Genomic DNA, 20,331 nt, shown 5'->3' on the forward strand with positions numbered 1-20,331 from the left:
TTAGTCCTCCGACTCCTTCTGACAGGAACATTTACTTATTTCGGCTTTTTCTTTCAGTTCCTCATATTTTTGAGTAATCTTTTCTTGGATTTGCGCCAATGTTTCAGGCTGCAAATGACGGAACCTCTTCTGTAAGCTCGTATATTCGGTAATAGGGAGCAATTTAGGGAAGTCAACGGTAATCCTGTATTTACCATTTTCCACCTCGTATAGCGGGAATACGCCTGTCTTAGCGGCAAGCCTGCCGAGCTTTACCGAAATCTCACCGGGGCATCCCCAACCGGTGGGACAGGCCGAAAGCACTTGAATATATGCCGGGCCTTCAACCTCAAGCCCTTTTTTAACTTTTTCCATTAAATCAAAGGGATAGCTGGGGTTTGCGGTTGCGACATACGGAATATTATGTGCCGCCGCAATAGCGGGCATATCCTTTTTCCATGCCACTTGCCCGATACTGACTTTACCGGCCGGCGAAGTGGTGGTTGAAGCGCCGAAGGGGGTTGCCGAAGATCTTTGGATACCGGTATTCATATAGGCTTCGTTATCAAAGCAGATGTAAAGAAAATCATGTCCTCTTTCCATTGCCCCGGAAAGGGCCTGTAAACCGATATCAATTGTGGCTCCGTCGCCGCCAATGGCAACGATTTTAGTCTTTTTATCTTCAATAATCCCTTTACGAATCATTGCTTTGCGGGCGGATTCGATTCCGGAAGCAACCGCTGCCGTATTTTCAAAAAGGGTATGAATCCAGGGGACGCGCCAAGAGGTATAAGGCAATTGGGATGTGAAAATTTCAACACACCCGGTTGCATTGACCACGATCGCATTTTGCCCAACGGCTTTAAAAACCAACCTGACCGCCAGCGCTTCACCGCAACCGATACAGGCACGATGGCCCGGCGCCAGAATTTCTTTTTTGGTAACCATCTTGGGGACGTAAACCGTATAATTTTCCATTACTCCCTCACTCCGAATATTTCAAATTCATTTTTGCTGCCGTTTTGGGCGATTTCAATACCTTTGCGGACAATTTCTTCAAAATTGGCAACGGTAATATCTCTGCCGCCCAAGCCTCCGACAAAATTAACGATTTTCGGTTTATCGGCAACGCCATACAAAGCGGATTTAATTTCCATGCCTACCGGCCCGCCGGCAGAACCAAACGATAAAGCCCTGTCCAAAATTATAAGAACATCGGCATTTTTTACCGCTTCTCTGATTTCTTCCGTCGGGAACGGACGCCATAAACGCAGCCTTAACAAACCGATATTTTCGACTTCGCCTTCTGCTCTCATTTTATCAATGGCAGTCATTGCCGTTTCGCTGAAACTGCCCATAGTCATTAACAGAACCTTGGCATCCTCGCAACGGTAGGTTTCGACCGGTTCATATTTTCGACCGAAAACATTTTCAAACTCATCCCAAACCTTGAGAATCGTTTCCTTGGATTTCTGCAAGTTTACCTCTTGTGCCCATTTAACTTCCGTATAAACAGCGGGAGGGGCAAAATCGCCCATTGCCACGGGTTTGGCCGGATTTAAGGCAAACGGGTAATTATTTTTCGGAAGGAATTTATCAACCTGTTCTTGGTCGGGCATAATAATCGGCTCGATAACATGCGATAAATGGAAGCCGTCCAAATGGAGCATCACCGGCAATAAAACATTGTTATCTTCGGCGATACGGAAAGAACATAATGCGATATCAACAACTTCTTGTCCGTTTTCGGTAAAGATTTGAATCCAACCGGTGTCTCTGCAAGCCATAACATCGGAATGGTCGCCCCAAACGCTAATCGGAGCCGATAAAGCCCTGTTGGCAACCGCCATAATAATCGGTAATCTCATTGCGCTGGCAACATATAAACATTCGTGCATTAATTCAAGCCCCTGGCCGGCCGTGGCGGTAAAAGTTCGCGCACCGGCGGCGGCGGAGCCCATACATGCGCTCATAGCGGAATGCTCGGATTCAACGGGGATATATTCCGCATCAAGTTCGCCGTTGGCAACCAGTTCCGCGAGATGTTCAACGATATGAGTTTGAGGAGTAATCGGATACGCGGAGATAACATCCGCATCCGCCATTTTAACGACATCACCCAGGGCTATTGAAACCTCAACACCAACCCTTTTTGACATTATTCCTCCTCCTTCATTGTAATTACAAAAGTCGGGCATTCCTGCGCGCAGATTCCGCATCCCTTACAATAGAAAAGGTCTGCCACAAAATAACCCTCTTCATTAGTGCCAATACAGCCTTCGGGGCAAAATATCTGACAAATGCCGCACTTGATACATCTGGAAAAATCGTACTCCGGCCTATCAGAGCGCCAATCACCGGTTTTGTATTGGCTGGCGTTACCGGGTTCGGTAACAATCGCGCCGACTTCAATGTCTTTCCATGTTAATTCATTTTCTGACTTAGCCAATTGTTTTTTTCTCCTTAATCAAGGTAGTTTCATATGCTTTTTGCATGGCATTGATGTTTTTCTCCGCCAATCGACCAAACCTTTTGTTTAAAGGTTCGAGCATAGCGTCTGTGTTAACGACACCTTTGGCTTTAATTAATGCCCCGATCATTGTGGTATTAACAATCGGAACACCCAGTGTTTCTCTGGCGACGGCGGTAGCATCGATAACGGCCAGTTCTTGGTTTTCGCCCAATTCAAGTTCAAAATCTTCTATGTTCTGGCGGGTATTAACGATAAGCATACCGTCTTCTTTAAGACCGGCGGTAACATTAACGACACCCAACAAGCCGGGATCAAGCACAACAACAATATCGGGGGAAACGATTCCCGCTCTGTTACGAATGGGTTTGTTGTCGTCGATACGGATGTAGGCCTGTACGGGGGCGCCTCTCCTTTCCGGTCCGAAACTGGGAAAGGCCTGTGCGTACTTGCCTTCACCGATTGCGGCCTGAGCCACCAGTTCGGCCATGGTTACGGTACCTTGCCCGCCGCGTCCGTGGAGCCTTATTGCAATAGGTTCATTTGATTCCATATACAGATACCCCTTTCATAGTATAACCGCCCTCGGAGAGACTTGAACTCTCGCCCCCAGCTTCGGAGGCTGATGCTCTATCCGACTGAGCTACGAGGGCAATATAGCATTTTACCCTATCAAAGTAAATTTTGGCAATCAAATTTTTATTTACAACTTGTTACACAGTTTTCTTACAAGTATTGTTGGTCTATTATGACCCTGAATCCAATGGAGATTGTTCGTTAATTCTTACATGAACGATTAAATCTCCCTTTTCTTTTTTGGAAGTTAAACCCATTCCGCTTAACCTGATTTTGGTCAAATTTTTTATTCCGGAAGGGATTTTGACAATAAGTTTCTTTTTGCGCTTGCCTCTTTGGTAAGTGATTTCCTTTTCAACACCGGCTAAGGCTTCTTGGGGAAGGATTTCAATTTGTGTTTCGATATTTAAGTTCGGTTTGTATTCGATGCCGAATACTTTTTTGAGTACAAATTGTGAAAATTTCTTTAATATTTTTGTGGCAACCCGTTCTCTTAACCCGGGTTTAGCCGAACCGCTTTGAGAAGCGGCTTGCCCGAAACCGGCGCCGGCACTGCCCATATTGGTATAAAATCTGAAAGTGGTATTGCCTTGCGTAAAAGTTTGGCCGAAAAAATCGTTATCGAATCTTAACCCGGCTTGTTTAAACATACGGCTTAACTCTTCGTAAAAAGCCTGATTGGTAAAAATTCCGTTAAAAATATCCTCTTGTGAAAAGTTAAAACCCTGATAGCCGCTGCCGGCAAAGCCTCCGCTCTTTGCTGCATCGTACTGGCGCCTTTTGTTTTCGTCACCGAGTACGGCAAAAGCTTCGTTAATCTCTTTAAATTTGGCCTCGGCCTCTTTTTCGTTACCGGGGTTTTTATCCGGATGATATTGAAAAGCAAGTTTTCTGAAGGCGCTTTTAATTTGTTGTTGGTCTGCTGTTTCGGGAATACCGAGTATTTTATAGTAATCTTTCATAATTTATTGTTCCGGGATAAAACGCTGTGACAGATGAATTTTGATGTTATAATAGTGGGTATACCTATTGCTCATTATATAGTAGATAATCACTTGTTTTCAACGAGGTCTTAAAAATGAAAGCTAAGTTATACGTTATTTCGTTTCTCCTTGTGCTGTCGGTTTTATTTAGTTCCTGTCAGCAGAAGAGTGATTTTGACCGGGCGCTGGGGGATGTAATTGACCCTTATCGTTTCAGTTTGGTGAGCTGGGAAATCAAAACTTTAACATCTGAAATTGAAGATGCCCTTATCGGCGATAAAAACATTGATATTAACAATACCGACTTTGTGATTAATTTTTTTGATGTGGTTAAAGAAATTTCCTCTTTAGAGTTTCAGCTCTCATTTTATAAAAATGAATTTACACCCGAAGAATATGATTACTTCCAAAACAAATTGATTCGTTTCCAAAAGGAGCGCGATTTACAAAAAAGGGAAGCGGAGAAAATAATCGGTCTGCAAATCAGGGAAACCTTAAAAGATTTGGATCTCTATTTTTATAACGATATTATCGGGTTTAATATCCCGTTCCCGCCGATTAATTTTTCGATTGAAACTCCGCCGCATCTTCTGATAGTTTCCCCCAGAGACAATATCTCCCGAATGAGGGAATCGATTTTATTGCAGGATTTAACCGCCGATGAAATCGAATATATTGAAAAAGAAGTTGATGCACTCGGATATTCTTCTATTGTGTTAAGGGTAGGGGGGATGGCAACCTTTCCCGCTTTTGTTTCCAACACATCAGGTTTAAAATATACGCTTAGCACCGTCGTTGAGGAATGGTTCCATCAATATTTCTTTTTTAAAACAACCGGATTTTTGTATGCTTCTTATCTTTTAGGGCTCTACGAAGACAGTGATATATCAACAATTAACGAAACAATCGCCGGGATTGTCAGCGATGAAATTGCCGATATAGTCTATCAAAAATATTATGCCCGCTATTTTCAAGAAAGCCCTCAAACCTACGCGTCAGCCGATACCTTTGATTATTATGCCGAAATGAGAAACATTCGCTTAACCGTTGATGATTATCTTGCCAACGGTGAAGTAGAAAAAGCCGAGGCATACATGGAAGAAAGAAGATTGTACATACTTGAAAACGGCTATTATATCCGGCGCCTTAACCAGGCTTATTTTGCCTTTTACGGAACTTACGCCGGCGGTTCGGGATCGGTTAACCCAATCGGGGATATGTTATGGGATTTAAGAAATAATTGCGACAGTGTTACTGACTTTATAAAATTAACGTCTTCAATTAAAACTTTGGATGATTTACATAATATCTCCGAATAGCGTTATCAATCGTTAAAATTTAAAAAATATACTTAATTGTGTTGGTTAGTTAGCTTTTTTATGATAAACTAATTGGGGTTTAATCAAGATTCTCCCCAAACACCAGGAGGAACAATATGAAACTACTTGTTATCGGGTGCGGACAATGCGGAGGCAGAATTGCCGACGAGTTCGCACGTTTAGGCAGAGCCGCCCAAACACAGCGTGGGTTAAATATACTGACCAATGTGCTTGCGGTTAATACCGATGTTGCCGACCTTAGCGGTCTTGTAAATATTAAATCGGATTTTAGACACAGAATACTTATCGGAGCCAAGAAAACCGGCGGGCACGGTGTCGGGAAATTAAACGAAGTCGGCGCTCATATTGCCAACGAAGACGGCGATAAAGTGATTGACAGTATCAGGGGCACCGAAAAATTTGCCGAAACCGATGCGATATTGTTAATCGCTTCCGCAGCCGGCGGTACCGGTTCCGGGGCAATCCCCGTACTGACTCGTTTGATTAAAGAACGCTACGATAAACCTGTTTATAATATGGTAGTTCTTCCTTTCCAGTATGAAGAACTAACCGAGGGGCGTTCAATTTACAACGTGGGAACATGCCTAAAATCTACTTATCTGGCTGCCGATGCAATCTTTTTGGTTGATAATCAGAGGTTTATTAAAAAGAACGTTTCTTTAAAAGATAACCTTTCCAAAATTAACTATATGGTTGTAAGGCCGTTTTATAATCTTCTGTGTGCCGGAGAAGAAACCCAGCCCGCATACATCGGCTCAAAGGTTTTGGATGCCGGTGATATTATTCAAACGCTCTCGGGCTGGACTGTAATAGGCTACGGTAAAGAAGACATTTCCGGATTTAGAATGCCCTTTGGCAGAAAAACCGATTTTAGAGAAAAAGATGCCCAAAATGAGCAGGGCGCGAAAGCAATGAATGAGGCTTTAGAAGATTTATCCCTTAAATGCAATCCAAACAATGCCAGAAGGGCCTTATATTTGGCAACCGGCCCTCATGATGCGATGAGTATGGATGTTATTAAAGACCTTTCCGCTTCGCTAAAGGGAATGGCTACCGAAGCCATTATCAGGAGCGGGGATTACCCGCGAGGCAAAAAGGCGATTGATGTAACGGTAATCCTTTCCGAGCTTGTCAATTCCAAGAGGGTTGTTGATTACTTTGCCAAAACTATCGAATATATTGCCAATTCAAAGAAAAGACAGGGCGGAATCGATTGGGATCAGAGAGGTATCGAGGATTCTTTCAAAGATATCCCTTCTTTGCTCTAGCGCTAGATTGAATTAAAGAAAAAGACGGAGCCTTATCCAAAAAGATAAGGCTCCGATTGTTTATAAGCTTAGTCTTCGTCGGAGTCCGACAAAAACATTCTGGTTAAAGAATCCAAGCGATCCTTGGCTATTTCCTGTAAATCTTTCCCTTGAACACTGCTTTCAAGCGGCTGAGGGAAGGAGGATTTTTCGCTTACATCGCTCTCTTCGTCGTCATAATCTTCTTCCGGCTCCGCTTCGGGCTCGATATATTCCTCAACGGGCGGAGGAGCGGGTTTTACCGGTCTTACCGTTTTTTTGGCAGCCAGTTTAGATTCAAACGGGGTTTCTTGCGTCGGATGTTCCAAAATTTCCGAGGTTTGTTGTATTACCTTGCTCATATAAAGGGTGGCTTGCCCTGTACCGCCTAACAGTTCCTTAAATACGCTTACCCACCATTCTCCGGCTTCGGCCGCCGCTTTTTTGGATGCCTCGGCAGCTTCTCTGGAAGCCTTAATCGCTTCTTCGGCGGCTTCCTGAGATATTTTACAAAGCTCTTCCGCTTTGGCAATCGCTTCTTTGGCTTCCAGCTGAACCTTAGCGCTTACTTTTTGAGCCATCAGTGCATTTTCCTCGGCATTGTTGATTGCCTGTTTTGAATTGTTAACCCATTCTTCAATCTTCTTTTTGGCCGATTCGCTAATCAGTTCAATCATATCTATTGCTTTTTCGGATTCGGTAATCGCCGATTCGGCAATCTCGCCGGTTTCGTTTTTGACTTGATCAATTTTTGTAAAGATATCATGTGACTTATTTTTAATTTCGGCAGTTTTTTGCTCTAATTGTACCAATGCATTATTAACATCTTCGATTGCTTTTTGTGATAAAACAATTGCCTGTTGAGATAACTCGGCTGATTGCGCTGCCGCATGCTGTGATTTTTCAATGGTTGCCTTTGAGTTTTCCAATGCGGTTTCAGCCATTGTCTTGGAGTGGGCATTTGTTTCTTCAACCGATTTTATGGCTTCTTTAAAGGCTTTTTGGTAGGATTTATTCGTTTCTTCGGCAATAACTTTGGCATTTTCGGCTTTTTCGGTGGCCTCTTGCAACGCTCTCATTGTTTCGAGGTCTAAAATTCGGCATGATTGTTTTATTTCGGCGGCGGAAGTTAATGCTTCGTTGGATACGCGCATAGCTTCATCGACCTGAAGTTTAAATACATTTTCGTTATCCTCGGCGGTAACCATTGCTTCCTGCGCTAATTTGATTGCCGCTTCGGACATTTCTTCGGCTGACCTGGCTATTTTTTCATTCTTTTTTACCGCTTCGTTAGCTTCCTGTAATGCTATTTTTACCGCATCTCTTGATTGTTTTACGGTTTTGTCGTTTTCATCAATAATTCCCTGCGTGGAAGATATCGCTTCTTCGGCGGTTTCTTTAGCCCATTTGGCTCGTTTTTCCGCTTCGGTGATTGCCCTTTCAAAGGACTGCTTATATTCTTCGGCGGTGTTCTCGGCTTCTCTGGTAACCCTTTCCGCTCTTTGAATCGCTTCCGTTGAGGCTTTGCGAGCGGCATCGGTGATTTTTTTGCTGTTTTTGCCGATGTTTTTCGCCTGTTCGACAATTTCCATCGCAATTTTAATCGCTTCTTCGGCGGATAAACGCGAGGCTCTGTCTAACTTATTGGCCTCATCCGCTTTTTGAGTCAGATTGTCGATTTCTTTTTTTAAGTTATTGATATCATCCGGTGAGACTCCCGCATCGGGTGCGGGATTATTATCTTTAGTATTGTCCATATAAGCGTTCCCTGCCTTTCAATATGATGCAGTATTAAATTTCTTTGTTAGAGGAATCGATTTGATAAAATCCATCGATTGCTGCTAAAATACCTTCAAGCAAAAAATCAATTTCGCGGGCCGCTAGCTCAATTGGCAGAGCAACTGACTCTTAATCAGTAGGTTACAGGTTCGATTCCTGTGCGGCTCACTTGAAATTAAACCCTTCTTTAGTTAATTAAGCAACTGGTTCTGCACCGCATAACGAATTAATTCGGCGCTGTTTTTTATCTGCATTTTCTTTAATATACGATTGCGATATGTATTAATTGTTTTAACGCTTAAATTAAGCTCGGCGGCAATTTCCGTTGCGGTTTTACCGGACGCAATATAACGCATCACCTGGTCCTCACGGTCTGACAACAATTCATGCGGCAATTTCGGCGCCCCTTGGTTTAAATGTTGCGCCAGTTTATCCGCAAGCGAAGGGCTGATAAACTTTTTACCGGAAAGGATTCTTTCCACGGCAAGCGTTAATTCATCAAAAGCGGTATCTTTGGTTAAGTAACCGGAAGCCCCCGCCTTTAAACAGCGCAGTGCATATTGATCCTCGGGATAGATGCTGATTATGAGAATCGGTAATGCTTTATCAAATTTGCGTACCTCTTTTAATACTTCCAGCCCGTTTAACCCCGGCATAGCAATATCAAGCAATACAATATCGTATTTTTGGTCCTTTATTTTATCCAGAGCCTCTGTGCCGTTACCGGCTTCGTCAATCACAATTGATTCATATGTTTCTTTTAATAATTGTTTTAAGCCTTGCCTTACAATCGGATGATCATCAGTAATCAGAACTTTCATCGGCAGTTAATCCTCCCTTTTTATTAAGCGGAATATTGATTGTAACGTGGGTGCCTTCTCCGGGGATTCCGATAACGGTAACCGTCCCGCCCCAATATTGAATCCTCTCGCGGATACCGATTAGCCCCAGAGAGCGCGGTGCATTAATTTGTTCTTCGGTAATCCCCTTGCCGTTATCGTTGACAATAAGCGTAATTTTTTTACATTGTTTCCTTAATCCGATATCGACAACAGTAGCTTCCGCATGTTTGTATACATTGGTTAAGAGTTCTTGAAACACGCTAAAAAGCGTAATCGATAATTCTTGGTCAACGGTGATTTTAGCCGGGGTTGATGACACATTGCATTTTATTCCGGTCAGATTAAAGAATTCCTCGGTCTGGCATTCAATCGCCGCCAGTAATCCCAATTCATAAAGTAAGCCCGGTTTTAATTCGGCGGAAACACTTTTGGCGATTTGAATTGACATGTTTATCAGTTTTAAAACGTCTTCCATTTTCTTTTCGGGGACTTCGTTTTGATTCAATAGTTGTTTTTGGAGCCATGAAATATCCATTTTTAAGGCTGCTAGGAGCTGCCCGAGTTCTTCGTGTATTCTGTAAGCGATATCTTTTCTTTCCGCTTCGCGGATATACTGGAGGTGCACCGATAACGTGCGCAACTCCTTTTGTGATTCTTTGAGTTTTTGTTCGGCTTGTTTCCTTTGGGTGACATCTCGGATTACCGCAACCGCACCGTTAAATTCACCGTCAATCAACATCGGGGAAAGTTTAACGTTAATCCATCTCTTTTTATCGCAGACTTCCCTTGAAAATTCGTAGTCCGCAACCATTCCGTTCATGTTTTTATTAAAAGCGGCGCTAAAGAGTTTATCCAGATTTGCCGGCATAACCTCAGAGTGTTTTTTACCGATAAAATCTTTTTTAAGTTCATAGATTTCCTTTGCCGGTTCAGGGTGGCAGGATATAAAACGTGCTTCCTTATCAAATACGTAGACCCAATCATCAATCGATGATAAAACACTTTGCAAGCGGCTTTCAGATTCTTTAACGGCATTTTCCACTCTTTTGCGCTCTGTAATATCTCTGATATAAGCAACGTTAGCTATTTTACCTTTGTAGTTCGTGTGAACGCTGGTAAACTCAATATTAACGATAACCCCGTCCTTACGGATAATTTCCATTTCAAAGGGGTTTAACATTACCTCGCCTTTCATTTTTCTGCGATATCTATCCAAAGAAGCGGAGTAATACTCGGGTTTTAACAAATTGAAAAAGGGCATCCCGAGCAGTTCTTCCATCGGATAACCGGTGATTTTAACCCATTCATCGCTCACAAAGGTTTGGACGCCTTCTTCTCTTTTAATATCCTGCATGATAATAACCGCTTCTCCGACCCTTCCTCCCAACGCCACCAGCGCATTATATCTTTCTTCGGATTCAATCAGTTCGCGGTTGATTTTATTTTGTTCGGTAACGTCGCGATGAGCACAGAATATAAAGCCGGGTGCGACATCCATATATCTGTAACTTACCGCTAAATCAAGGATGTGCCCGTCTTTGCGTTTGCTTTTAACTTCAAAAGAAGATTCACCTTTATTGATTGCTTTTTCAACATTATTTTTAAATTTTTTAATTTCGGCGGGTGTTTTTAAAATAAGATCGGCGGCATTCATTGATAAAAGTTCAATTCTGGAGTAGCCGCTCATTTTGCAAAAGGCGTCGTTAACATACAAAATATTGCAGTTTAAATCGGAAAGGAAGAAACCTTCACAGGCATTTTGAATAAAAGCGGTGTACCATTCGTTGACAGTGTTATACTGCAAGTTTTTCAAAGAAGAGTTGTCTTCGTCTTCAATAAAGGCACTTTTTGCAGGCAAATCCCCGCCCGCTGTGCTTTCACGAGTTCGATGCATCACGGCTCCTTAATTTATCACTAAATACAATACGGCAAGCGGCTAAACCGCCGGGTAAGCCCGCAAGTACAGTCTAATCGTATAACTTCGAGTATGGACTGTCAAGCAAAACACTCCTCAAAAAAACCCTTTACGGATTAAATATTACCTTAGCTTATTAGGGTCAATCCCGGTAACTTTTTCGTCAGCGGTTGGTTCATCGATATACAATCTTTCTTTCCAACTGATACCGGCCCCCAAAGTCTTACGCGTAATGGCATTTGCGACAATCAATATTAAAAATATAATCCCGATAGGGTGCAAAAAGACCGAAGGGACGGAAAAATTATGATTAAAATGAGAATCGGCAAGCCAGCGGGTGAGGTATGTCAATACAATTTGTAAAATGACAATAACAGCAACCGCCGCACCAACATCACTAAAAAACGAGCCGTGTAACAGCGAATAAAAAGGAACCAGGAAACATATAAATGCCATAAAAATTAAAAAGATAAGGGCAAGCGAAGAAAATTCGGCAATTGCGTAAACGGAACGGGTTAGTCCGTTCCATATTCCCCTGACATTATCGTACATTTTACAAAAGACAACTTCCGATAAATCAATTGCTATATGTTTTCCGCCGTTTTTATAAACTTCAATTCCCAGCCATATATCTTCCAACACCTTGGATTTAACGGCCTCATGTCCGCCGATTCTATTATATTCGCGCCTTGAAAAGAGCATAAATTGCCCGATTGCGATGGAAGGCATATGCCTTTTCGGGTTTTGCATCCACCATAAAGGGCACCATGCCATTAGTATAAAATACCAAACCGGCGTAAATAATTTCATAATAAACGATTCGGAAATCTGTTGCGGAAACCCTGATAAAAGGGAAGGGTTTAATTCAAGTGCCAGCGCCGTTACACTTCTGAGCATATGCGGGGCATGCATTGTATCGGCATCAACAAATAAGAGCCATTCGCCCTTGGCTTCCTTTGCCAGCTGGTGGCAGGCATAATTTTTACCTGACCACCCGGAAGGTAACGGCTGCCCTGTAATAACCTTTAAACATTTATTATGGGCGGCAAACCAATTTACAATTGGAGCTGTTTGATCGGTTGAGCCGTCATCAAGGACAATTATTTCGTAATGGGGGTAATCTTGTTTACATAAAGAATCGAGGCATTGAGCTATATTAACCTCTTCGTTTCTGGCGGGAATTAAAACCGATACAAACGGGGCGTCTTGCGGCAGTTCGCTTGCCTTTGAAGGTGATTTTAAATGCTTCAGATTCAAAATCAGATTAGTTAAGATTAGCACTAAAATAACGGCGATAATGATTTGAATTAACATTATAATTCCTGTTTATTTGTATTTGTCCGCCCCTCTTCGCGGTGGTGTCTTTTTTTAATACTTATTCTGAAAGCGGGTGCCTTATCCAATTCTTTGTGCTGTTTCCCTAAATATAAAATTAAAATAAATAAAACAAAGGCTAATTCGAGAGTAAAACCGGAGTAAAGAATCAAAGATAGTGCAGTACCTGTCGGCCCCATCATTACTACCCATGAATGCTGTTCAATAAGTAAAAAGGCAATAAACATAAAGACAACAAACAAAAACAAGAGCTCGGTTTGGGGCAGGGCAATCAAAACTCCAAAGGTAACCGCAATCGCCTTACCGCCCTTAAATTTCAAAAAGGGTGAAAAAGCGTGCCCTAAAACTGCGCAAACAGCAATAAAAAGAAGGTTATTAAACGGAAGGCCAATCATGTAACCCAGCCAGACAAACGGAATCCCTTTCGCAATATCCAAAATAACGGCTGCCATGCCCGGGATAACTCCTCCGGCACGGAAGACGTTATAAGCCCCGGGATTCCCGTCACCGTACTTTCTAATATCTTTAGCAAGCACCTTACGGCCGATTAGGACAGCAAACGGACAAGCCCCCAGTAAAAAGGCGGCAAGCCCCAGTACAAGTGAAACCGCTATTTCCATTTTTGACAAACCCCACATTAGGGTAATACGAGGAAGTTAATTATACAACAATCCAAGCTGCGATTCCATAGCATGTTATGAAATTTTCAAGCCCGCTTAATGCCTTTCCGCTTAAGGTCAAATAGTCATGGAAGGCAGGTTTATGATATAATTTCTCTTATCCAAACCTATTTATTCAGAAAGGATTCATTAGTTGTACGATGCCTTAGTTATTGGTGGGGGGCCTGTGGGGAGCTATGTTGCAAAGGGTTTAGCTCTAAAAGGGCACAGGGTCGGGGTCCTCGAAAAGAAACCCGAGGGGATTAGGGATATTTGCTGTACCGGTTTAATCAGCAAAAATTGCTACGAAACCTATTTATCGGATACCAACCTGATTATAAGACAGGCCAAAAGCGCAAAGGTTTATTCTCCTTCCGGGAAAATTCTCGGATTAAACCACCAAAAAGACCAAGCCGTTTTAATTGAACGCGCTAAATTGGATTCCGTTATGGCAATTGAGGCTCAAAAACACGGTGCCGAATACTTTTATAACCGCAACGTAAAAAATGTTTTAAAATTAAACGATCGGATGCGTGTGGAATATCAAAACGGGGTTTATTCGGACTTTACCGATGCGAGGGTTGTGGTTTATGCCGGCGGTTTTAATTCATTGCAAAATAAAATAAAACCCAAAAAGCAGCCTAATTTTACAATCGGTGCTCAAATTGAAGTTTATCATCAAAACATTGAGGAAATCGAAATTCATATCGGAAAGCATATCGCCCCCGGGTTTTTCGGCTGGCTGGTGCCAATAGACGACAAAAAGGCTTTGGTGGGGCTAATGGCCGGGCATAATCCCGATAAATACTTAAAAGATTTTCTTGCACTGCTTGCTGAACGGGGCAAAATTACAATCAACGGCAGTGTTCCGACTTATCGTGGTATTACACTCGAACCGCCCGCAAAGACGCACAGTGACCGTTTTGTTGTGGTAGGAGATGCCGCAGGGCATGTTAAGCCGTTAACCGGCGGGGGTATATTTTTTGGTTTGCTTTGTGCCGATATCGCAATTCAAAACATTGATGAAGCGCTGGTTCAAAACGACTTACGGGCATCCAAGTTGGCATCGTATGAAAAGGAATGGAGGCAAAAATTAAATAAAGAATTACAATTATGCCGCTTTGCCCAAGGGCTGTATTCTCGTTTGAATGATCGTCAAATTGATTGGCTTTTTGAATTCGGGAATACTTCGGGGATCGTAAATAAAATCAGCTCGTCCTCAAATTTGGATTTTGATTTTCACAGTAAAGTTATACGCAAAACCGCTGCCCCGTCCAATATTCTAAAATTGTTGTTTACCAAACATCCTTTGTCGTAGGCTATAATAAGATTACATATTTTGAAATTGGAGAATTAATGGATATCAATAACACGGAAATTACAATCGCCGAAATCGCTGCCCGGTTTGCCGGCAATAACCCAACCGAAGACGGTACCAATAACGAACAAATCTTGTATCACTTTGTCCGATGGTTCGGAAAGGATAGGGTCTGCAGCCAAATTACCCCCCCTGAAATTGCCAATTACGCTGAAAGGCTTTCTATATCCGATAGCGAATATGAAAACAAACTTGAAATCCTCAAAACCTTTCTTGTGTATATCAAAAAAGAACGTGTTATTAAATTAAGTTTGGCAAGTCACTTAAAAACCAAGAAAAGCAAACGAAAAAGTACCAAAACCGTTGAGAATAATATTATCGAAAAAATAACCTTAACCAGCGAAGGATACGAAAAGGCCAAAAACGAGCTGGAAGAATTAAAAGCTGAGCGGCCCCTGGCTATTGAAGAAATAACTAAGGCTGCCGCCGACAAGGACTTCCGCGAAAACGCACCGCTTGATGCCGCCAAAGAGAGATTGGCTCTTATCGAAGGTAAAATTAGCGAGTTGGAAGAATTATTAAAAAAGGCGGAAATTTTCAACGGCTGCGCCAAGGGGAATAACGGTATCGGAATCGGAGACCGCATTACCATCCAAGATCAAAATTCACATGAAACGCGTGAATATATTTTGGTTAGCGCCAGAGAATCCGACCCTGCCAACGGCAAAATTTCGGATGCATCCCCTCTCGGGAAGGCCTTAATCGGTAAATGCAAAGGAAACAAAATTGAGGTAACGGTACCGGCCGGAATTTTGTGTTATACCATTGAAAAGATTGAGCACCTCACTAATTCAAAAAACAAGAAACAAAAATAAAGGATTGACACTCACTAACTAACAGTATAATCTAGTAAACATCATATCAAATAGAACGGAGGTTGAACTATGGGGAATACATCAAGCGGGTTGCAAGAAAATATTGCGGCTTTGTTGAGCTATGTTTTGGGATGGATTACCGGTTTAATTTTCTATCTGATTGAACCGCATAACCGATTTGTAAGGTTTCATGCCATGCAATCGATTATTGTTTTTGGTGCGGTGACTTTATTAGGCATTATATTCAGTTGGGTTCCGTTTTGGTTTGTTTTGGGGCCGATTATTTCACTTCTGGCTTTTGTGCTTTGGATAATCCTGATTATCAAGGCCTACCAGGGCCAAAAATTTAAGTTGCCGTTTGTCGGCGACCTTGCCGAAAAATGGGCCAATAAATAATATCTTTTACTGTATCCGCTTGCGGAGGCTAATTTTGCGATTCGGCGCAGTAAAAAACTGCCTTGCCAATGTAAAAGAGGAGAAATGGAAATGATACCGATTATTTCTTTTGTCGGCAGACATAATTGCGGAAAAACCACCGTTTTAGAAAAAGTGATTCCCGTATTAAAAGAAAAAGGCTACAAACTGGCAATAATTAAACACCATAAAGGCGATGTCGAGTTTGACGTTCCGGGTAAGGATACCTGGCGGTTAGCCGAGGCCGGCAGCGATGTTGTGGTTATTTCTACTCCTCAAAAGACGGCTATTGTTCGTACTCCCGAAAAAGAACTTACGCTGGATCAAATTAAAGAAATGGTTTCAGACGGAATGGACATTGTTATCTCGGAAGGCTATAAGTTCGATAACAAACCCAAAATTGAGGTTTTCCGTTCCGAAGTAAGCGATAAGATATTAAGCCCCGAAAAGGATTTAGTTGCTCTTGTTACCGACCGTAAATTTGATATCGATGTTCCCCAGTTTGCATTTGATGACGCCGAGGGAATTGCCGATTTTATAATAGAAAGATTTATAAACACCGACGCCTGTCCGGAAGTATCGCTTGCGGTTAACGGGGAGCCTATTATGCTCAAGCCCTTTATCCAAGATATGTTTATTAACAGCGTTAGCGGCCTGGTTGCCGCTTTGCACGGCACCGAGAATGCCAAAGAAATAAAAATCACCGTTCGTTTACCTTGATTACCGCTAAAGAGGTTGGAATATGGCACCTGTAAGCGCTATCCTGCTTGCCGGCGGAAAAAGCTCGCGGCTGGGTACCGATAAAGCCGAAGTTAAACTTAACAACGAATCGGTTATGATTCAACTGATTGCCGAAAAGCTTTCCGAACTGACCGACGATATTGTTGTATCTTCAAACGGTAAATTCTATGAGGCGATTACCGTTCCCGTAAAATGGATAACGGATGTAAAACCGGGCGCCGGTTCGCTGATGGGGTTGTATTCGGGGCTGCTTGCCGTAAAACACGATTTTGCGATTGCGGTGGCCTGTGATATGCCGTTTATTAATTTAGGGCTTTTAAAATATATGATTTCCCTCCCGCGCGATTATGATGCGTTGTTACCCAAAATCGACGGCAAAACGGAACAATTTCATTCAATCTATTCAAGAAACTGTATTCCCCGAATGGAAAAATTTTTGGATGCCGGCAACCTTAAAATAACCGCCTTTCTAAAAGACATAAATGTTAAGTATCTTTCCGAAGATATTATCGATAAGTACGACCCGCGCCGCCTGGCCTTCTTTAACGTTAATACCGCCGAACAGCTTTCCGAAGCGCAGGATATCTTCAAAAACGACAAGACTTAAATCAAACACGGTAAATATAATTGAATCCGATGTTATAACAAAAGGCCGCTTACTCTAAAAGTAAACGGCCTTTTAATTTATGCGGTTTTTATTCCCTTAGAACATATCGTCTTCGCTGTCTGCAATTGCCTTTTGCAATTCGGCATTCAAAAGCGGCGGTAAACCCTCGATATCAACATTTAAAAATCCGCGAACGATAGTGGAAGTGGCATCATCGCGGGTAAGACCCCTTGCCATTAGATATTCCACTTCTTCCTCGGCAATTTTACCGACTGCGGCTTCATGCGATAAATCAATACCGGCCAGATTACCTTTCAGTTCGGGGATTGCGTGGATTGAACCCGAATCTCCAAGGATAAGCCCGCGGCACTCGAGGTGTCCTTTAACATCCGGTTCGTTACCTTCGATATAACCCCTGGCAATAATATTGCCGCCGGTAGTGATTGTTCTGGAAATCATTTCCGTTCTGGATCCTTTGCCGTTTAGGAGCGCACGCGAACCGATATCCATATTGGAGCCGGGCGGTGCAATCAAAACGCTGTTAAAACGAACGGTTGCATTTTCACCGACACAGTTGGCGGTCGGGTTTTGTTGCAAAGATTCAACCGGTTTCATAATTACATAGTTATTAAGAAGCAATCCGTTATCTTCGATAATAATACCGGTTCTGGGGCGTACGCCCATTGCCGGTGTCCAGTTATGAATCATCGTAAAGGTAACCTTGGCTCCCTTTTTGATATAAAACTCGGAAACGCCTAAGTGCAATCCGGGTTCATTATGCAGGGATGTGGTGCATCCGGTAATAATATGCAGTTCTGAATCTTCCTCGGCAATTACGATGTTATGAACATCTTGAACGGCCCCAATTTTGTTAAGGTACAAGCAAGCCTGGACCGGGAAAACGGTTTTTTGTCCCGGAAGCGCTCGAATAAAATAGCCGTCGGCGTTATTAAGTTCAACATGGGCGGTATATTTATCGGTATCAGGCGCAACGGCTTTCCACCAATAATCACCGAACCAATCGTATTTTTCTTTAGCTTGGCTGACAGCCAAAACTTCGATGCCGTCTTGCTTTTGCGAATAGTGAATGGGGGTATTACCAACCTGGATAAAGGTTCCCGAACGCTGAGAGGGATCATCAAGCATAACCCCGGTTGAGAGCATTCTTTCTTTATCTTCGGCAGGTAATTCGGACGGGTCAATATTTTGCGGGTTTTCGACCGAAATTTGCTCGTATTTGGCAAGCTCGATATCGTTACCGATTGAAGCCGGTTTTTCTGCAGCTGCCTTGGCTTTTTCTAAATCAGTTTTATTTAATTTCTCAGGCATTTGAAACACTCCCGATAACCTTTTTCTTTAATGGTATTGAGCATATCCAGCGGCTCGCCTTCACAAACGATTCTGCCGTCACACATTACATATCCGGTTCTGGCATTGACATAATTTAAGATATGACCGGTATGGGTGATAATCAATCCGCTGTTTACCCTTTCATGGAACGGATGCACTTTACCCAGTAAATCGTTTATCAGTGAACCGATAAGGGCAATATTTTCAAGATCAACCCCCGATTCCGGCTCGTCCAAAAGGACGAGGTTAGGGGATTGCGCCGTTAGCTGTAAAAGCTCAGAGCGTTTAATTTCCCCGCCGGAGAAACCATGGTTAATATCCCGGGAAAGGAAGTTACTCATATTTGCCTTACCGGCAAGTTCGGAAATCATTTCTTCGCTGTTGGCTTCCTTTAAACATGCGGCAACCATATCGCGTGTTTTGACGCCGCGCACTACCGGCGGGCGCTGGAACATAATCCCGATGCCCATTCTGGCACGCTCATCAACCGACATATCGGTGATATCGACACCTTTAAAGAAAATCTTGCCGCTTACAACCTGGTATCTCGGTAAACCCATAATAGTCATCAGCAGGGTAGTTTTACCGCCTCCGTTAGGTCCGAATATAATTTGGGTTTCGCCTAAGGGAATATTTAAACTTACCTCATGCAAGATTTCTTTTCCGTCGACATTAACAACTAAATCTTTTACATCCAAAAGGGTTTCTTTACCTGTTCTTTCGGCGTGCATGACAGAAACCTCCTCTCCGAATTATTTACTTTTATTTAAGAGATAACTTTTTTAATTTTATCCGTTAAATATCGAACTAAGGTACCTGTCATTATATCATCAATATTCCGTATCGTAAAAAAAGAAATCATTTTTAAAGCCGTACAAGTTTATAAGGTTAATTTTTCCGTTTTTAAATGGGATTATTATCTGTGCTATACTTGTGAAATTATTCCTTTTTTTAATTAAATCATTGTGAAAATAAAACATACACACCTACTTATAATTGCAATTGTTGTTGCAGCCGCATTGACACTAATAATTCGATTTTCCCCGGATAGTATCCTGCGTATAATACTGGGGATTCCTTTTACTTTGCTGCTCCCCGGATATGTTCTTACAATGACGCTCTTTCCGGCAAACCGGAGGCTTAACGGGCCGGAAAGGTTATTTCTAAGCCTGGGTGTCAGCCTGGTTTTAATTCCGATTATAGGGCTTGTTATTAACTATATTTGGGGGATTACGCTTAACTCCTTTCTATACGCACTGGCAATATTTATCTTATTTTTCGCGCTAGTCGCAATTATCCGGGTAACAAAACAAGCGGATGATGCAAATTATGCCTTTATCGTTAGTTTGGAATGGTTTTTTAAACAGAATTTAGCAGGAAGAATTTTGTCGATATTATTGGTAATTGTTGCTTGCGGAACAATTGTTACAGCGGCATATACAATCATAACCCCCAAAACCGATAGCGAATATACTGAACTATACCTTTTAGATTCGCAAGGGAGTACCGATAACTATCCGTACAATCTAAAAATAGGGGATTTGGCAGAGGTTACGGTAGTTATTGTTAATCACGAAAAAGGTGCGTTTAAGTACGCCCTTGAAGTTAAAACAGATTCTTCCCCCGGCGATGATATTCCGGCAAGCAGAATAGAATTAATTGATGAGATTTCCCTCGAAAAAGAGGGTAAATATCAAACGGTTATCAGATTTACCCTCCCAACCGAAGGAGAGGGGCAAAAGGTGTATTTTATCCTTTTTAAAGAGGGGGATAATAACCCGTATCTGGAAGTAAATTTAACAATTAACATTTATTGAGTTTAAAAAAGTTACTGGACAGAAGAATTTGCACCCCCATCCGGT

General features: G+C 42.3%; 20 protein-coding genes and 2 tRNA genes. 9 read left to right on the forward strand and 13 right to left on the reverse strand.

From position 1 onward, the window contains the following. The 6 genes from porB to WC958_03160 all read right to left on the reverse strand — a co-directional run bounded on the left by porB (position 1) and on the right by WC958_03160 (position 3,987). Positions 1–957 (reverse strand): pyruvate synthase subunit PorB, encoded by a 957-nt coding sequence (gene porB, locus WC958_03135; protein ID MFA5629236.1) that lies wholly within the window; start codon positions 955–957, stop codon positions 1–3. Further along, positions 957–2,138, reverse strand: coding sequence for a pyruvate ferredoxin oxidoreductase (gene porA, locus WC958_03140; protein ID MFA5629237.1), 1,182 nt, complete (start codon positions 2,136–2,138; stop codon positions 957–959). Before porA ends, porB begins: the two co-directional genes overlap by 1 nt. Continuing rightward, entirely contained in the window at positions 2,138–2,428 is a 291-nt protein-coding gene (locus WC958_03145) for a 4Fe-4S dicluster domain-containing protein (GenBank protein ID MFA5629238.1), read from the reverse strand. The genes porA and WC958_03145 overlap by 1 nt, the downstream gene beginning before the upstream one ends. Further along, the gene (locus tag WC958_03150) at positions 2,421–3,002 is read right to left on the reverse strand and encodes a 2-oxoacid:acceptor oxidoreductase family protein (GenBank protein ID MFA5629239.1); all 582 of its coding nucleotides are present in this window, start codon (positions 3,000–3,002) and stop codon (positions 2,421–2,423) included. Before WC958_03150 ends, WC958_03145 begins: the two co-directional genes overlap by 8 nt. Positions 3,003–3,029: 27 nt before the next feature. Beyond that, positions 3,030–3,102: transfer RNA gene (locus WC958_03155), tRNA-Arg, on the reverse strand. 93 nt (positions 3,103–3,195) lie between these two features. Beyond that, a complete protein-coding gene (locus tag WC958_03160; protein MFA5629240.1) occupies positions 3,196–3,987 on the reverse strand; it encodes a DnaJ domain-containing protein in 792 nt (263 codons plus the stop codon). Positions 3,988–4,103: 116 nt separating this feature from the next. Here WC958_03160 and WC958_03165 point away from each other — a divergent pair, with 116 nt between their 5' ends. Both WC958_03165 and WC958_03170 read left to right on the forward strand, forming a co-directional pair. Further along, complete coding sequence (locus tag WC958_03165; GenBank protein ID MFA5629241.1) at positions 4,104–5,327, forward strand: hypothetical protein; 1,224 nt, start codon at positions 4,104–4,106, stop codon at positions 5,325–5,327. A gap of 116 nt (positions 5,328–5,443) precedes the next feature. Next, positions 5,444–6,616 carry a tubulin/FtsZ family protein gene (locus tag WC958_03170; protein ID MFA5629242.1) on the forward strand — a complete coding sequence of 391 codons (1,173 nt, stop codon included), beginning with the start codon at positions 5,444–5,446 and terminating at the stop codon, positions 6,614–6,616. Between the two features lie 68 nt (positions 6,617–6,684). Here WC958_03170 and WC958_03175 read toward each other — a convergent pair whose 3' ends face one another. Continuing rightward, a complete protein-coding gene (locus tag WC958_03175) occupies positions 6,685–8,391 on the reverse strand; it encodes a hypothetical protein (protein ID MFA5629243.1) in 1,707 nt (568 codons plus the stop codon). A 117-nt stretch (positions 8,392–8,508) separates the two neighbouring features. On the opposite strand from WC958_03175, the gene WC958_03180 reads away from it, so the two are divergent. Then, positions 8,509–8,581, forward strand: a tRNA-Lys gene (locus tag WC958_03180). A 23-nt stretch (positions 8,582–8,604) separates the two neighbouring features. On the opposite strand, the gene WC958_03185 is transcribed toward WC958_03180, so the two are convergent. The 4 genes from WC958_03185 to WC958_03200 all read right to left on the reverse strand — a co-directional run bounded on the left by WC958_03185 (position 8,605) and on the right by WC958_03200 (position 13,125). Then, entirely contained in the window at positions 8,605–9,234 is a 630-nt protein-coding gene (locus tag WC958_03185; GenBank protein ID MFA5629244.1) for a response regulator transcription factor, read from the reverse strand. Beyond that, entirely contained in the window at positions 9,215–11,149 is a 1,935-nt protein-coding gene (locus tag WC958_03190) for a PAS domain S-box protein (protein MFA5629245.1), read from the reverse strand. The genes WC958_03185 and WC958_03190 overlap by 20 nt, the downstream gene beginning before the upstream one ends. A gap of 144 nt (positions 11,150–11,293) precedes the next feature. Continuing rightward, positions 11,294–12,484, reverse strand: coding sequence for a glycosyltransferase (locus tag WC958_03195; GenBank protein MFA5629246.1), 1,191 nt, complete (start codon positions 12,482–12,484; stop codon positions 11,294–11,296). Next, positions 12,484–13,125 (reverse strand): glycerol-3-phosphate acyltransferase, encoded by a 642-nt coding sequence (locus tag WC958_03200; protein ID MFA5629247.1) that lies wholly within the window; start codon positions 13,123–13,125, stop codon positions 12,484–12,486. Before WC958_03200 ends, WC958_03195 begins: the two co-directional genes overlap by 1 nt. 193 nt (positions 13,126–13,318) lie before the next feature. Here WC958_03200 and WC958_03205 point away from each other — a divergent pair, with 193 nt between their 5' ends. From WC958_03205 to WC958_03225, 5 genes are all read left to right on the forward strand, one after another. Beyond that, entirely contained in the window at positions 13,319–14,482 is a 1,164-nt protein-coding gene (locus tag WC958_03205) for an NAD(P)/FAD-dependent oxidoreductase (protein ID MFA5629248.1), read from the forward strand. A gap of 38 nt (positions 14,483–14,520) precedes the next feature. Further along, the gene (gene greA / locus WC958_03210; protein MFA5629249.1) at positions 14,521–15,357 is read left to right on the forward strand and encodes a transcription elongation factor GreA; all 837 of its coding nucleotides are present in this window, start codon (positions 14,521–14,523) and stop codon (positions 15,355–15,357) included. A 69-nt stretch (positions 15,358–15,426) separates the two neighbouring features. Beyond that, positions 15,427–15,753 carry a DUF4870 domain-containing protein gene (locus tag WC958_03215; protein ID MFA5629250.1) on the forward strand — a complete coding sequence of 109 codons (327 nt, stop codon included), beginning with the start codon at positions 15,427–15,429 and terminating at the stop codon, positions 15,751–15,753. Positions 15,754–15,843: 90 nt separating this feature from the next. Beyond that, positions 15,844–16,491 (forward strand): molybdopterin-guanine dinucleotide biosynthesis protein B, encoded by a 648-nt coding sequence (gene mobB / locus WC958_03220; protein MFA5629251.1) that lies wholly within the window; start codon positions 15,844–15,846, stop codon positions 16,489–16,491. Between the two features lie 22 nt (positions 16,492–16,513). Further along, a complete protein-coding gene (locus tag WC958_03225; protein ID MFA5629252.1) occupies positions 16,514–17,119 on the forward strand; it encodes a molybdenum cofactor guanylyltransferase in 606 nt (201 codons plus the stop codon). A 96-nt stretch (positions 17,120–17,215) separates the two neighbouring features. Here the strand turns inward: WC958_03225 and WC958_03230 are convergent, their stop codons facing one another. Further along, positions 17,216–18,448, reverse strand: coding sequence for a SufD family Fe-S cluster assembly protein (locus tag WC958_03230; protein MFA5629253.1), 1,233 nt, complete (start codon positions 18,446–18,448; stop codon positions 17,216–17,218). Further along, positions 18,433–19,200, reverse strand: a complete 768-nt coding sequence (locus WC958_03235; protein ID MFA5629254.1) for an ABC transporter ATP-binding protein — start codon at positions 19,198–19,200, stop codon at positions 18,433–18,435. Before WC958_03235 ends, WC958_03230 begins: the two co-directional genes overlap by 16 nt. Before the next feature lie 234 nt (positions 19,201–19,434). Here WC958_03235 and WC958_03240 point away from each other — a divergent pair, with 234 nt between their 5' ends. Beyond that, complete coding sequence (locus tag WC958_03240; protein MFA5629255.1) at positions 19,435–20,286, forward strand: DUF1616 domain-containing protein; 852 nt, start codon at positions 19,435–19,437, stop codon at positions 20,284–20,286. The last annotated feature ends 45 nt before the right edge of the window (positions 20,287–20,331 follow it).

The organism is Dehalococcoidales bacterium (genome assembly GCA_041656115.1).
Lineage (GTDB): Bacteria > Chloroflexota > Dehalococcoidia > Dehalococcoidales > UBA5627 > UBA5627.

Excerpts from the sequence above, each read along its gene's own strand:
- WC958_03175 (MFA5629243.1), bottom strand. The coding sequence starts at position 8,391 with ATGGACAATACTAAAGATAATAATCCCGCACCCGATGCGGGAGTCTCA.
- porA (MFA5629237.1), bottom strand. The coding sequence starts at position 2,138 with ATGTCAAAAAGGGTTGGTGTTGAGGTTTCAATAGCCCTGGGTGATGTC.
- WC958_03165 (MFA5629241.1), top strand. The coding sequence starts at position 4,104 with ATGAAAGCTAAGTTATACGTTATTTCGTTTCTCCTTGTGCTGTCGGTT.
- mobB (MFA5629251.1), top strand. The coding sequence starts at position 15,844 with ATGATACCGATTATTTCTTTTGTCGGCAGACATAATTGCGGAAAAACC.
- WC958_03200 (MFA5629247.1), bottom strand. The coding sequence starts at position 13,125 with ATGGAAATAGCGGTTTCACTTGTACTGGGGCTTGCCGCCTTTTTACTG.
- WC958_03190 (MFA5629245.1), bottom strand. The coding sequence starts at position 11,149 with ATGCATCGAACTCGTGAAAGCACAGCGGGCGGGGATTTGCCTGCAAAA.
- WC958_03160 (MFA5629240.1), bottom strand. The coding sequence starts at position 3,987 with ATGAAAGATTACTATAAAATACTCGGTATTCCCGAAACAGCAGACCAA.
- WC958_03195 (MFA5629246.1), bottom strand. The coding sequence starts at position 12,484 with ATGTTAATTCAAATCATTATCGCCGTTATTTTAGTGCTAATCTTAACT.
- greA (MFA5629249.1), top strand. The coding sequence starts at position 14,521 with ATGGATATCAATAACACGGAAATTACAATCGCCGAAATCGCTGCCCGG.
- WC958_03215 (MFA5629250.1), top strand. The coding sequence starts at position 15,427 with ATGGGGAATACATCAAGCGGGTTGCAAGAAAATATTGCGGCTTTGTTG.
- WC958_03225 (MFA5629252.1), top strand. The coding sequence starts at position 16,514 with ATGGCACCTGTAAGCGCTATCCTGCTTGCCGGCGGAAAAAGCTCGCGG.
- WC958_03170 (MFA5629242.1), top strand. The coding sequence starts at position 5,444 with ATGAAACTACTTGTTATCGGGTGCGGACAATGCGGAGGCAGAATTGCC.
- WC958_03150 (MFA5629239.1), bottom strand. The coding sequence starts at position 3,002 with ATGGAATCAAATGAACCTATTGCAATAAGGCTCCACGGACGCGGCGGG.
- porB (MFA5629236.1), bottom strand. The coding sequence starts at position 957 with ATGGAAAATTATACGGTTTACGTCCCCAAGATGGTTACCAAAAAAGAA.
- WC958_03230 (MFA5629253.1), bottom strand. The coding sequence starts at position 18,448 with ATGCCTGAGAAATTAAATAAAACTGATTTAGAAAAAGCCAAGGCAGCT.
- WC958_03235 (MFA5629254.1), bottom strand. The coding sequence starts at position 19,200 with ATGCACGCCGAAAGAACAGGTAAAGAAACCCTTTTGGATGTAAAAGAT.
- WC958_03185 (MFA5629244.1), bottom strand. The coding sequence starts at position 9,234 with ATGAAAGTTCTGATTACTGATGATCATCCGATTGTAAGGCAAGGCTTA.